This window comes from Mesorhizobium sp. BH1-1-5 (genome assembly GCF_020165615.1).
In the GTDB taxonomy this organism is placed as follows: Bacteria; Pseudomonadota; Alphaproteobacteria; order Rhizobiales; family Rhizobiaceae; genus Mesorhizobium.
Genome location: NZ_JAIUIM010000011.1, coordinates 52679 through 65847 on the forward strand (window position 1 = coordinate 52679; position 13169 = coordinate 65847).

The following is a 13169-nucleotide window of genomic DNA, read 5'->3' on the forward strand; positions in this document are numbered from 1 at the left end:
GCCCTACTGCATGTCCTGGTCGTCGTCGCCCGCGTCCGAGCCGGCGCAGCTCGGATCGCTCAGCTTGCAGTTGGCGCCGGACGTCAGCTGCTTTATGCGCTCGTTGGTGAGCTTCGTCAGGCATTCCGAAACCTCCATCGGATGGATGGAGCCGCCTTCGCTGTCGGCGGTCGAATAGGTGCATTCGGCATCGCGGAAGGCGATCCAGGCGCGCTGCGCCGTCTGCAGCAGCTTGTTCGAGGCCTGATCGTTGCTGCCGACGATGTTCTTATATGCGGCATTGAGTTTGGCATCGGCGGCCTGATAGTCGGCATCGGCGCAGATGTTCAGCATCGACTGGCTGTCGTCGTTGCGGTCGCAATCCTCGGCAAAGGCGGCCGGGGCGGTCGCAAGCAGGACCAGACAGGCAGGCAAAAGCAGGCGGCGCATGTGGAATCTCCGGTCGTTTCGCCGAGACCGCACCATTCCAGCCGCTTTTGAGTCGCGCAATGGCGCGCCGCCGGGATGGCGAATATTTGATATGCCGCGTCCCTTATGGCATTCGGACATCGTCACGTGGTTGACACGGACGACACTCCTCGTTTATGAGCCACCGCAAGTTCAAAGGCGCGCTTTTTCCGGGCGCGCCTTTAAAATTCGGCCCGGGACGGGCCCTGACCGAACAGGCAAGACCATGAAGATCAAGAATTCGCTCAAGGCGCTCAAGGCGCGTCACCGCGACAACCAGTTGGTTCGCCGCAAGGGACGCATCTACATCATCAACAAGACCGCTCCGCGCTACAAGGCGCGCCAGGGCTGAGGCTTGCGCGCGGCTTGATGCATGTCGCCCGTAAGGAAGCGACATGCGACGAGGCCACACCGCGCTGATGTCGAATGCCGGTTCGCCGGCGCTCTCACGCTAAAATCACTTTGACGATCCGCCGTCCGGGACTAGATTCCGGCGATGCGGATTCTTTTTGCATTTTTCACCGCCCTTCTGCTGTCCGCCGCAGCTTTGCCTGCGGGAGCGGAAACAGTGCCGGGCGCGCTGCCTCCGGATGCCGCGCCGCCCGCCGCCACGCCGCCGCCGGCCGCTCCGACCAAACAGGGTCGCCTCGACCAGCTCTTCACCGAGTTGAAGCGCGAGCGCAATGAAAAGGCGGCAGAGCGCATCGCCGGGCGCATCTGGAACGAGTGGAACCAGTCGGGCAGCGCCTCGATCGACCTGATGATGCAATGGGCGCAGAAGGCGACCGCAGACCAGAAATTCGATGTCGCGCTCGACTTCCTTGACCAGGTGGTGACCTTGCAGCCGGATTATGCCGAAGGCTGGAACCGGCGCGCCACCGTCCATTTCATGATGAAGAATTACGGGAAGTCGATGGCCGATATCGACCGCACCTTGCAGCTCGAGCCGCGCCATTTCGGCGCGCTCTCGGGCCTCGCCCAGATCATGGCCGAGACCGGTCACAAGCAGTCGGCGCTGGAAGCCTGGCAAAAGGTGCTGGCGATCTACCCGATGATGCGCAGCGCCCAGAACCAGGTTTCGACGCTCTCGGAAGAGCTGGCTGGCGAGGGCATTTAGTGGGGGAGTAAGGGAGTATGTTTTGGGCGCTGTAAAAACGGCGCTCGGAAATGCTTCCCCTACTCCCTACTCCCTACTCCCTACTCCCTACTCCCTACTCCCTACTCCCTACTCCCCTAAACTAATTCCGCCCCACTCCCGTATATCTCCCCGCATGAACCTCATCTGCGCCGCCCTCCTCTTCCTCGTCGCGCTCCTCTTTGCCCTGGCCGGCGTCACCCGCGCCGGCGTCTGGTCGATCGAGCGGCGCAACCCGCCTGTCGGGGCATTCGCCGAGATCGACGGCGCGCGCATCCACTATGTCCATATCCCGGCGCCGGCCGGCGCCGACCTGCCGCCGGTCGTCTTCATCCATGGCGCCAGCGCCAATCTGAAAGACCAGATGCTGCCGCTGAAGCCCCTGATCGAGCGCCGCGCCGAGATGCTGTTCCTCGACCGCCCGGGCTTCGGCTGGTCGGAGCGCGGCGACAATGAAACCTTGGCGGCTCAGGCGGACACCATTGCCACGCTGATGGATCGCCTCGGCATCGAAAAGGCAGTCATCGTCGCGCATTCCTTCGGCGGCGCGATCATCACGGCATTCGCCCGCCAGCATCCCGAAAAGACGCTGGGACTGGTCTTTCTTTCGCCCGCCACGCATCCATGGCCGGGCGGCGCGACCGCCTGGTATTACAAGCTCACCGCCACGCCGGCGATCGGCTGGCTGTTTTCCGAAACGCTCGCCTATCCGGCCGGCATGCTGCAGATCGGCAATGCGACGGCTTGCGTCTTTTCACCCAACAACCCGCCGGACAATTACATCGGCGAGGCCTCGATCCCGCTGGTGCTGCGGCCGTCCGCCTTCCGCGCCAATGCCCGCGATGTCGCCCAGCTCTACGACTATGTCCGCGCCGCCTCACCCGCTTACCGCGAGATCAAGGCGCCGACGGTCGTCATCTCGGGCGACCGCGACAAGGTGGTCTATGCCACGATCCATTCCATCGGCCTTAAGCGCGACATTCCCGGCGCCGAGCTGGTCTGGGTCCACAATCTCGGCCACAAGCCGGACTGGATCACGCCCGGCCTCGTCGTCGGCGCGATCGAGAAAGTCGTAGGCCAAGATGTCGACCTAGAAGCGATGGCCAGGACCGTGGAGGCCCGGATCGCCAGCGATGCCTATAATGACGGCAAATGTCCGGACATCGAAGTACCCGACGCCGAGTTGGCGCCGACCTGAAATTTCAGAGATTGGTTCCTGAATGCCACCGCGAAGACGGCTGGGTATATCGAGATTCAGTCAGGCCGAGTCGAAAGTAGTGACTTCCGAGAACCGGAGCGGAGCGTACTTAAAGTACGTGAGCACCGGAAGCGCAGGAAGTCGCTACTTGCAGGCCGGCCTCACCTGAATATCGACATACCTAATGCGTGTCCGACCCCACATACGCAATGCGCAGCATATTGGTCGAGCCGGGTGTCCTGAGCGGCACGCCGGCCGTGATGATCACCCGGTCGCCCGGCTTGCCGAAACCTTCTTCCAGCGCGATGCGGCAGGCCCGGTCGACCATGTCGTCGAGGTCGGTCGCGTCCGGCGAGACGACGCAATGCGTGCCCCACAAGAGCGACAGCCGGCGCGCCGTGTTGAGGATCGGCGACAGCGCCACGATCGGCACCTGCGGACGCTCGCGCGCGGCGCGCAGTCCGGTGGTGCCCGATGCGGTGTAGGAGATGATCGCCGACAGTTTCAGCGTCTCGGCGATCTCGCGCGCGGCCAGCGAAATCGCGTCGGCCCCAGTGGCCTCGGGCTCGGAGCGCTGCGCGTTGATGATGCCGGCGTAAGTCGGGTCGGCTTCGACCTTGGTGGCGATGCGGTTCATCATGGCGACCGCTTCGACCGGATAGGCGCCGGCCGCGGATTCTGCCGAAAGCATGATCGCGTCCGCGCCTTCGAAGACGGCGATCGACACGTCGGAGACCTCGGCGCGGGTCGGCACGGGCGCGGTGATCATCGATTCCAGCATCTGCGTGGCGATCACCACCGGCTTGCCGGCGCGGCGCGCCGCGCGCGTGATCTGCTTCTGGATACCGGGCACCGCTTCGATCGGCATCTCGACGCCGAGATCGCCGCGGGCGACCATCAGCGCGTCGGAGAGCTCGATGATTTCGGGGAGCCGGGCGACTGCCTGCGGCTTCTCGATCTTGGCCATGATCAGCGCCCGGCCGCGCGCGATCTTGCGAGCCTCCGCCAGATCCTCCGGCCGCTGCACGAAGGACAGCGCCACCCAGTCGACGCCGGTGGCGAGCACCGCGTCGAGATCGGCGCGGTCCTTCTCGGTCAGCGCGCCGACCGGCAGGTCGGTATCGGGCAGGCTGACGCCCTTCTTGTCGGAAATGCCCGAGCCGGCGACGACAGTGCAGGTGATCGACTTGCCGTCGCTCTTTACCGCTTTCAATTCCAGCTTGCCGTCGTCGATCAAAAGCCGGTGACCGGGCTCGACCGAGCTCAGGATTTCGGGATGCGGCAGGTACACCCGCTTCGATGTGCCGGGTTCTGGATTGTCGTCGAGCGTGAAGGTCTGGCCAAGGGTCAGCGCTTCCTTGACGTTGGCGAATTTGCCGACCCTGAGCTTCGGACCCTGCAGGTCGGCGAGGATGCCGATAGGCCGGCCGACGGCCGCCTCGACGGCGCGGATGCGGCCAACCAGCGTGCGCATCAGTTCGTGGTCGGTATGGCTCATATTGATGCGGAAGACATCGGCGCCGGCTTCGAAGAGCTTCTTGAGCATTTCCTCGGAGGAGGAAGCCGGACCGATGGTGGCGAGGATCTTGACCTTGCGGTTACGTCTCATTGACTGCTTGTTCCCGGAGCGGGGGCCGCCGCTGGCGCGCCTCCCGTTGCAGGCTCGTCGGTCAGCTGGACCATCCAGCTGGCCTGCTCGCCCGTGTCATATTCCTGAAATCCGGCGCGCTGGAAGCCCCGGGCGACGCAATCATTCACGCCGGCGATCTTGAACTCTTTTTCGGCGACGCACATGTTGATTGGGCCGTCCCAGCGCCCGCCGCGTTCGGCGTCTTCTGCATAAAGATAATAAAACCTTGATGACAGCGGACCCTCTATCAGCGTCTTGCAGGTCGATCCTTCGATGTGCCACCAGCCCTCGGTGATCCAGCCGGCCTTGGCGCGATAGCCGATGCCGACGCCCACCAGATTTTGCGTTGCGTTGCAAACGCGGAAGTCGGCCCGAGCCGGCGAGGTCGCGAAAATCGCGCATAATCCCGCGCCGATGATCAGCAACGGCACGGCCAAGCGCTTGCGCAACCGGCCGGCAAAACCCATCGCAGATCCCCTTGCGAACCACATTTGCATCTCTCGAAGCCCCTTTTCAGCAAACTCCGGTCGCATGTCAACGCGCCGTTTTGTTCAATTCCAATCGATTTAGAAGGGCCCGTCGCGCAAATTCTCCCCCAGCGGGGGATTTTTTGCCGAAACCTTGGCCAAACAACGGCATTGCGCCAGCGTCCTCTTCGTGGAATGACGATACCACATCGCAGCCGCCATCCCCTTTTCAGCCGATGACCCGATCCACAGTTTTCACGCCATTCGACATCGTCGAGGGCGACCGCAAGAAAGGCGTCGTGCTTCTGGCCGATCACGCCCGCCGCGACCTGCCCGAGGAGTATGGCAGTCTCGGTTTGCCGGCGTCCGAATTCGATCGTCACATCGCCTATGACATCGGCGTCGAGACGGTGACGCGGGAGCTTGCCGCCGCGCTCGACGTGCCTGCGGTGCTGGCGGGCTTCTCGCGGCTGTTGATCGATCCCAACCGGGGCGAGGACGACCCGACCATGATCCGTCAGCTCTATGACGGGACCGTGGTGCCGGGAAATTATCCGATAGCCCGGGAGGAGCGCGAGCGGCGGCTGGACCGTTTCTACCGGCCCTACCACGACGCTGTCGGCGCCATGATCGCCTCCGTGGCGCACGCCTCGGGCAAGGCGCCGTTCATCTTCTCCGTCCATTCCTTCACGCCGGTGATGCAGGGTTTTGTCCGCCCCTGGCATGTCGGCGTGCTGTGGGACCGCGACGATCGCGTGGCGCGGCCGCTGATCGACATGCTGGCTCAGCACAAGTCCCTCGTCGTCGGCGACAACGAGCCTTATGACGGCGCCCTGCGCGGCGACACCATGTTCCGCCACGCCATCGTCAACGGCTATGCCCACGCGCTGATCGAGATCCGCCAGGACCTGATCGCCGACCGCGCCGGTGCCCTCGCCTGGGCCGAACGCCTGGCCCCGATCGTTGACGCCATCGACCGGCGTCCCGATATACATGCGGTGAAAATGTTCGGCTCGCGCACCGGACCCGTGTGACGAGCCCTACAGCCGGAGTTTTCCCCATGACCGAACTCAGCGACGACCAGAAACGCGACTTCGAGGCAGCCGCCTTCCGCCGGCTGGTGGCGCATCTGCGCGAACGCGGCGATGTCCAGAACATCGACCTGATGAACCTCGCCGGCTTCTGCCGCAACTGCCTGTCCAACTGGTATCGCGAAGCCGCCGAGGCCGAAGGTGTCGCGCTGTCGAAGGACGCGTCGCGCGAGATCATCTACGGCATGCCCTATGCCGAATGGCAGGCGCTCAACCAGACCGAGGCTTCGGAAGCCAAGAAGGCCGAGTTCGAGGCAAGGCGCCCGAAGGATCATTAGCGATGCCGAACGCTCTCGCGGCTTCGTCATTCTTGGGCGGAGCAAGGAGCGACGGAGAGGCGCTTGTGCCAAACCTCCAAAGCTACCGCCTGCCACGAACGACGCTGGCTCCACGGTCGCACTCCTTGGTCCAAGCACTTCCCCAGCGCGGTTCTTGACTACCAATTGAATCGATCTAATTTGCCGCGCAAAGCCATTTGGCGCAGCGGATTCGGACTATGAGCGTGCAAACCACGATGCAGGCCGCGACGCGCGGCCGCTGGGCCGTCGCCGGCATTTTCCTGGCCAACGGCTTTCTCACCGGCAGCTGGGCGCCGCAGATCCCGGTGTTCCTCACCCGGCTCGACATCACCCGATTCACCCTCGGCCTGCTGATCCTCCTGTTCGGCGTCGGCGCGGTTGTTGCCATGACCTGGTGCGGCCATCTCATTTCCAGGCATGGCTCGCGCACAGTGACCCGTTGGTTCGGCGTCTGCGGCAGCTTCGGCCTGCTGATCGTGGCGCTCGCGCCCAACGTTCCGCTGGCGGCGATCGCCATGCTCATCTTCGGCGGCTCGATCGGCGGCATGGATGTCGCGATGAACTCGAATGCCGTGGTGGTTGAAAGAAGGCTCTCCCGGGCAATCATGTCGTCCTCGCACGGCTTCTGGAGCCTCGGCGGCTTCGCCGGCGGGGCGCTCGGCGGCTATTCGATCCAGAACTACGGCTATCTGCCCCATGCCGTCGCGGTGACGGCGATCGCCTTTGCCGTGATCGCCTTTGCCATTCGCTACCTTATCGCCGATGATCGGCCGCAGGCGGTCGAGCACCAGAAATTCACGCTGCCGCGGCACACGGCCGTCTATCTGGTCGGACTGATGGCGCTGCTCACCATGATCTCGGAGGGCGCGGTGCTCGATTGGGCGGCGCTCTTCCTGCATCAGGAGCTGGGCGCCGACCTTGCGGTCGCCGGCCTCGCTTATGCCGCCTTCTCCGGCGTCATGGCGCTGATGCGTTTCCTGGGCGATGGCGTGCGCAACCGCTTCGGCGCGGTGGCGACCTTGCGCGGCTCGGCGTTGGTCGCCGCGGCCGGCATGCTGGTCGCCGGCCTCTCGCCCTCGCCTTACCTTGCCATCGCCGCCTTCGCCTTCTGCGGCTTCGGCATTGCCAACATGGTGCCGATCCTGTTCTCGGCCGGCGGCAACCAGGAAGGCATGTCGTCGGGCACCGGCATGAGCGTCGTCACCACAATGGGCTATTCCGGCATCCTGGTGGCGCCGTCGGCGATCGGCTTCGTCGCCGAGCATTCGAGCTTCGGCCCGATCTTCATCGCGCTGTCCGGGCTGCTGGTCGTCGTGCTCTTGATGGCCGGGCTCGCTCACCGGGCCGAATTCGCTCCCGAGCCGGATGGATTTCAGGTCGGATCGACCTGAAATCCATCCGGCTCTAGGATCAGAGAAATAGGGCATGATGTCGTCCGAAAACCGCTTCACACTTTTCGGCATCATGCTCTAGCCTGTGCCGGCCGAATAGCGCCTCAGCTCCTCATGCAGGAAGTCCGCCACGCGGCGGATGCGCATGCTGGTGCGCACGTCGCGATGCATGGCGAGCCATACAGGCAGAACCGGCAGCGGTACATTGGGCAACAGCTTCTCCAGGTCAGGGTCGCGGTCGGCCAGTGGCTCCTGGCCTATGCCGATGCCGTTGCCGGTCCGCACCGCCTCCCACAGCACGATCTGGTTGTCGGTCCGGAAGCGGAAATGGCTGCGGCCGACCGGAATGCCGAACGCGGTGAAGCCGCGAATGATCTCGTCGCTGCGGTCGAAGCCGACCAAAGCGTGCTCGGCAAGGTCGGCGGGTGTTTCGGGCCGGCCGCGCCGGTCGAGATAGGCGCTTGCCGCGCATAGGCAGAGCGGAATGTCGGTGACCTTGCGCGCCACCAGTTCGTTCTGTGCCGGCCGGACCATGCGGATGGCGATGTCGGCGTCGCGGCGCAAAAGGTTCTCGACCTGATTGGAGGCGACGATCTCGACCTCGATGCCCTGCTCCTCCTCGCCGAGACGGGCCATCATACCCGGCAGCACGAAGGCGGCGACCACTTCCGAAGCTGCGATGCGCACCGTGCCCTCGATCGCCTCGACCGAACCCAGCGCCAGCAACGAGAACGCATTGGCCTGCTCGCTGACCGCCCGCCCGCGCTCGTAGAGCGCGCTTCCCGCCTCGGTCAGCTCGTAGCCGCGCCGCCCACGCCTGAACAGCGTCACGCCGAGCGCCGCCTCCAGTTCGGCGATGTGGCGGCCGAGCGTCGGCTGGCTGGCCGCAAGCTGGCGCGCCGCAGCCGAAAGGCTGCCGGTATCGGCGACCGCGACAAAACTCTTGATCAGGTTCCAGTCGAATTCCTTCATTCATTTTTGAATAACAGAACGCCAATCTAAGGCAATTTCAATTCGTTGGTGAACGCCTCAAATTAGCTGGGCAAACGCAAGCAACGGAGAGAACACATGACCAAGATCGCAATCCTCGGCGCCAATGGCCGGCTCGGCCGCGTGGTTGGCAAGGCTTTCATCGACGCCGGCTTCGACGTCCGCGCCGTCACCCGCACCGGCAAGGTGCCGGCCGAGCTCAAGGGCGCAACCGCGGTGGCCGGCGACGCGCTGGACCGCCAGTCCCTGATCAACGCAACGCAAGGCGTCGACATCATCTTCAATGGCCTGAACCCGATCTACACCGACTGGGGCAAGTGCATGCCGATGGCCGAAAACGTCATGGCCGCCTGCCGGGCGAACAACGCGCTGCATCTCTTCCCGGGCACCGTCTATAATTACGGCTCGCCAATGCCGCAGGTGATCACCGAGCAGACGCCATTCCATGCGACCACCGAGAAGGGCCGCATCCGCTGCGCCATGGAGGACCTTTTCCGCGGCGAGGCCGAAGCCGGCCGGGTGCGCACCATCGTGCTCAGGGCAGGCGACTTCTTCGGCGGCACCGGCAGCGGCTCCTGGTTCGACCTCGTCGTCGCCGCCAAGATGGAGAAAGGCGTCTACACCGCGCCCGGCCCGGCCGACCTGACGCATGAATGGGCCTACCTGCCGGACTTCGCCGTCGGCTTCGTCGGCCTGGCGAAGAACCTCGACAAAACGGGCTACTACGAGGCGATCAACTTCCCCGGCCACGCCATCACCGACCTCGACATGAAGGCTGCGGCCGAGAAGGCGCTCGGCCGCAAGCTGAAGCTCTCCTTCATGCCCTGGTGGGTGCTGCGCGCCGGCAGCCCCTTCGTGGCCATGTGGCGCGAGATCGTCTCGATGTCCTATCTGCGCTTCGAAGCGCACCGGCTGGTCTCGACGCGGCTGGAGGAGGTGATCGGCGAAATCCCGCACACCCCGCTCGACCAGGCGGTGAAGGAAGCCATGCGGGATATCGGCATCGCCGTGGAGCCGTCGCGGTTGGCCGCCTGATCAGATCCTGCCCATCAACAAAAGGATCAGCAGCACGATCAGGACGACGCCGACGATGCCGGACGGCCCGTAGCCCCAAGAGCGCGAATGCGGCCAGGCCGGGACGGCGCCGATCAGGATCAGAACCAGGATGATTACGAGAAGTGTCGTGATGGTCATGAGAAGCCCTCGCCGTTTAACCTAACTTGAGGGGACAATGCAAAAAGCCGCCCGGTTGTTCCCGGGCGGCTTTTGTCGTTGGAGTTGTGAAACCGCTCTATTCCGCGGCTTTCGGGAAGGCCTCCGCCGGCCCGGCGCCGACTTCCTGGGCCGGCTCGTCGGTCGTGACCTTGCCTTTGCCGCGGCGGAACAGGCGGCTGAACCAGTTGCGCCGCTGGCCGGGTTTCACCTTGGCGCGGGTGAACACCATCAGCATCGACGGCGTCACCACCAGCGTCAGCAGCGTGGCGAAGGACAGGCCGAAGACGATCGCCGAGGACAGCGATATCCACCATTGCGTCGACGGCGCGTTGATCGTCGTCTCGTGATGGAAGATTTCGAGACCGAGGCCGAAGGCGATCGGCAGCACGCCGAGAATGGCCGACACCGCCGTCAGCACCACCGGACGGGCACGCTCGCGGCAAGTCTGCAGCACCGCGTCCATCTTGTCCCAGCCTTCCTCGCGCAACCGGTCATAGGTGTCGATGAGCACGATGTTGTTGTTCACCACCACGCCGGCCAGCGCGATGACGCCGATGCCCGACATGACGATGCCGAAGGCCTCGCCTGTCAAAAGCAATCCGAGGAACACGCCGATCGTCGCCATGACCACGCAGGACAAGACAAGCCACACGCTGGTGAACTTGTTGAACTGCGCGAGCAGCACCAGGAAGATCAGGAAGATCGCCGCGCCAAAGGCCTTGCCGAGGAAGGCGCTGGCTTCCGCGCTGTCCTCGTTGGAGCCGGCGAGCTTCCAGCGGATGCCGCTGCCGAGATCCATGTCGGCGACGGCCTTGGTGACCTGTTCCTGCACCGCCGCGACCTGCGCGCCGCCGCTGACATTGGCCTGCACCACCACGGTGCGCGCGCCGTCGATGCGGTTGAGCACGCCGACGGTCGGCTCGGGCTTGCGCACGACGAAGTTGGAGATCGGCACCGAGCCTTGCGAGGTCTGCACCCTGAGCTCGTCGAGCGTCGACAGCGTGCGCCGGTCTTCGGGCAGGCGCAGCCGGATGTCGACCGCGTCGTCGGCGCCGGCCGGCCGGTATTCCGACAGCTTGAGGCCGTTGGTCACCAGTTGCACCACCGTGCCGACCGAAGTCGGGCTGATGCCGTATTGCGCCGCCTTGGCGCGGTCGACCTCGATCGCCCAGTCGACCCCGGGCGGCGGCAGGCCGTCCGAAATGTCGATGACATTGGGGATCTTTGCGATGCGTGCCGCGACCGCCCGCGCCTTGTCGTCGAGTCCGGCCGGATCGACGGCCGACAGCCGGATCTGGATCGGCTTGCCGGTCGGCGGGCCGGCTTCGGGCACGCGCACTTCGACGTCGACGCCGGGAATGCCGGCCATCACGCCGCGCAGGTCGTCGAGGATCTGGTTGGCGGACTTGCGCTCGCGCCAGTCGACGAACTCGTACTGGATGACGCCAACCACGTCCTCCGGGATGTCCTGGCCGCCGCCTTGCGTCTTGCCGACGCGCGTATAGACCGACTTCACGCCTGGCCAGCCGAGCAGCCGGTTTTCCGCCGTCTTGGTCGCAGCGTCCATTTCGGCCAGCGAGAGATTGCCGCGCGCGTGCACGTAGAGTAGCCCGTAGTCCGGCTCGACACTGGGGAAGAACTCGACGCCGGCACCATATTTCGAATAGGCGAAGCCGACGCCGACCAAAAGGGCGACGGTGAGCAGGATGACGGTGATCGGGAAGCGCACCGCCTGCTTGACCACGGCCATGTACCAGCCGTCGCGGTTGCCCTCCTCGTGATGCTCCGGCGCCTTGGCGAAGATCGCGCCCAGCGTCGGCGCGAACACCAGCGCGTAGAGCATCGAGGCCGACAGCGTCACGATCAGCGTGATCGGCATATACTTCATGAAATCGCCGATGATGCCCGGCCAGAACAGCAGCGGCGAGAAGGCGGCGATCCGCGTCATCGTCGCCGCGATGACCGGCCCGGCCATGCGCTTGGCCGCCAGCGCGAAGGCGTCCGCTTTCGGCATGCCCTCGCTCATGCGCCGTTCGGCGAATTCGGTGACGATGATGGCGTCGTCCACCAGCATGCCGACCGCCAGGATGAGGCTGAACAGCACGATCATGTTGATCGTGTAGCCCATCATGGCAAGCAGCAGGATGCCCATCAGGAACGATGACGGGATGGCAAGACCGATGAGCAGCGAGGCCCGTCCCGACAGCGCGTAGAGGATGACGATGAACACCAGGATAACGGCGATCATCACATGGTTCTGCAGATCGCCCAGCAGCTGGTTGACGAAGACGGACTTGTCCTGCGTGTAGGTGACATGCATGCCTTCCGGCATCGTCTTGATGAAATTGTCCGACACCTCCCGGACATGGGTAAGCGTGTCGATCAGGTTGGCGCCGATGCGCTTCTTCACTTCGATGGCGATGGCCGGTCTGCCGTCGAGGCGGGTGACCGTCTCGGCATCCTTGAAGGTCGAGCGTATGGTCGCGATGTCCTTGGCCTGCACCACGGCATTGGGCGTGGCGACGACCGGCAGGTTGGCGACATCTTCCGGCGTCTCGATCAGCGACGGCACCTTGACCGCGTATTTGCCTTCAGAGCCCTCGAGATTGCCGGCCGCGACAAGGCTGTTGGAGGAGGCGACGCCCTGGATCACCTGGTCGAGCTGCAGCCCGTAGGAGGACAGCTTGACCGGGTCGACGACGACCTCGACGAGGTCGTCGCGAGCGCCTTGCAGCGAGCCTTCGAGCACGCCAGGCACTTCCTCGATTCGGTCGCGCAGCTCGCGCGCGGCAGCCGTCAGCACGCGCTCCGGCACGTCGCCGGAAAGTGTTACGACCAGAACCGGGAATTCCGAGACGTTGACCTCGTTGACCGTCGGTTCCTCGGCCGCCTGCGGCAGGTCGGCCTTGGCGTCCTGCACCTTGCTGCGCGTATCCTGCAGCGCCGTCGCCAGATCGGTCTGCGGCTGGAACTCGACCAGCACGTAGCCGCCGCCCTGGAAGGCGGCCGAGCGCATCTCCTTGAGCCCCTTGAGGCTCTTGAGCTTGCTCTCCATCGGCCTCAGCAGCAGCCGCTCTGAATCCTCCGGCGAGATGCCCTGATAGATCAGGCTGACATACATCATCGGAATCGGAACGTCGGGCTCCGCTTCCTTCGGCGTCGACTGATAGGCGACCCAACCCGCGACAAGCAGGAACAGCAGCGCCGATATCGTGAGGCGGGCGTTGTTGATGGCGAGTCTGACGATATCCATGACTTCGGCCTGTTGTTTTCGGGCTGCGAACCGGCTGCCGCCGGGCAAGGGCC

At 64.6% G+C, this 13169-nt stretch carries 13 protein-coding genes; 7 read left to right on the forward strand and 6 right to left on the reverse strand.

Annotated elements, in window-relative coordinates; genetic code table 11:
* Positions 1-3: 3 nt before the first annotated feature.
* Positions 4-429 carry a lysozyme inhibitor LprI family protein gene (locus LB572_RS16390; protein WP_224668424.1) on the reverse strand — a complete coding sequence of 142 codons (426 nt, stop codon included), beginning with the start codon at positions 427-429 and terminating at the stop codon, positions 4-6.
* 244 nt (positions 430-673) lie between these two features.
* Here LB572_RS16390 and ykgO point away from each other — a divergent pair, with 244 nt between their 5' ends.
* The 3 genes from ykgO to LB572_RS16405 all read left to right on the forward strand — a co-directional run bounded on the left by ykgO (position 674) and on the right by LB572_RS16405 (position 2780).
* Entirely contained in the window at positions 674-799 is a 126-nt protein-coding gene (gene ykgO, locus LB572_RS16395; protein ID WP_006203764.1) for a type B 50S ribosomal protein L36, read from the forward strand.
* 144 nt (positions 800-943) lie between these two features.
* The gene (locus tag LB572_RS16400) at positions 944-1564 is read left to right on the forward strand and encodes a tetratricopeptide repeat protein (protein ID WP_140807168.1); all 621 of its coding nucleotides are present in this window, start codon (positions 944-946) and stop codon (positions 1562-1564) included.
* Between the two features lie 154 nt (positions 1565-1718).
* Entirely contained in the window at positions 1719-2780 is a 1062-nt protein-coding gene (locus tag LB572_RS16405) for an alpha/beta fold hydrolase (protein ID WP_224668425.1), read from the forward strand.
* Positions 2781-2961: 181 nt separating this feature from the next.
* On the opposite strand, the gene pyk is transcribed toward LB572_RS16405, so the two are convergent.
* Together pyk and LB572_RS16415 are read right to left on the reverse strand one after the other, a co-directional pair.
* Entirely contained in the window at positions 2962-4389 is a 1428-nt protein-coding gene (gene pyk / locus LB572_RS16410; protein ID WP_224668426.1) for a pyruvate kinase, read from the reverse strand.
* Entirely contained in the window at positions 4386-4877 is a 492-nt protein-coding gene (locus LB572_RS16415) for a DUF1036 domain-containing protein (protein WP_412033566.1), read from the reverse strand. Before LB572_RS16415 ends, pyk begins: the two co-directional genes overlap by 4 nt.
* A gap of 236 nt (positions 4878-5113) precedes the next feature.
* On the opposite strand from LB572_RS16415, the gene LB572_RS16420 reads away from it, so the two are divergent.
* The 3 genes from LB572_RS16420 to LB572_RS16430 all read left to right on the forward strand — a co-directional run bounded on the left by LB572_RS16420 (position 5114) and on the right by LB572_RS16430 (position 7658).
* Positions 5114-5911: an N-formylglutamate amidohydrolase gene (locus LB572_RS16420; RefSeq protein WP_140810470.1), complete on the forward strand. Its 798-nt coding sequence runs from the start codon at positions 5114-5116 to the stop codon at positions 5909-5911.
* Positions 5912-5937: 26 nt separating this feature from the next.
* Positions 5938-6246: a DUF1244 domain-containing protein gene (locus tag LB572_RS16425; protein WP_224668428.1), complete on the forward strand. Its 309-nt coding sequence runs from the start codon at positions 5938-5940 to the stop codon at positions 6244-6246.
* A 218-nt stretch (positions 6247-6464) separates the two neighbouring features.
* Positions 6465-7658 (forward strand): MFS transporter, encoded by a 1194-nt coding sequence (locus LB572_RS16430; protein WP_224668429.1) that lies wholly within the window; start codon positions 6465-6467, stop codon positions 7656-7658.
* Between the two features lie 78 nt (positions 7659-7736).
* Here the strand turns inward: LB572_RS16430 and LB572_RS16435 are convergent, their stop codons facing one another.
* A complete protein-coding gene (locus LB572_RS16435; protein ID WP_224668430.1) occupies positions 7737-8630 on the reverse strand; it encodes a LysR family transcriptional regulator in 894 nt (297 codons plus the stop codon).
* 96 nt (positions 8631-8726) lie between these two features.
* Between LB572_RS16435 and LB572_RS16440 the strand changes: the two genes are divergently transcribed.
* Positions 8727-9683 carry an SDR family oxidoreductase gene (locus LB572_RS16440; RefSeq protein WP_224668431.1) on the forward strand — a complete coding sequence of 319 codons (957 nt, stop codon included), beginning with the start codon at positions 8727-8729 and terminating at the stop codon, positions 9681-9683.
* Here the strand turns inward: LB572_RS16440 and LB572_RS16445 are convergent, their stop codons facing one another.
* Positions 9684-9842, reverse strand: a complete 159-nt coding sequence (locus LB572_RS16445; RefSeq protein ID WP_140803247.1) for a DUF3309 family protein — start codon at positions 9840-9842, stop codon at positions 9684-9686.
* 97 nt (positions 9843-9939) lie between these two features.
* Positions 9940-13116 (reverse strand): efflux RND transporter permease subunit, encoded by a 3177-nt coding sequence (locus tag LB572_RS16450; RefSeq protein ID WP_140803248.1) that lies wholly within the window; start codon positions 13114-13116, stop codon positions 9940-9942.
* Positions 13117-13169 lie beyond the last annotated feature (53 nt).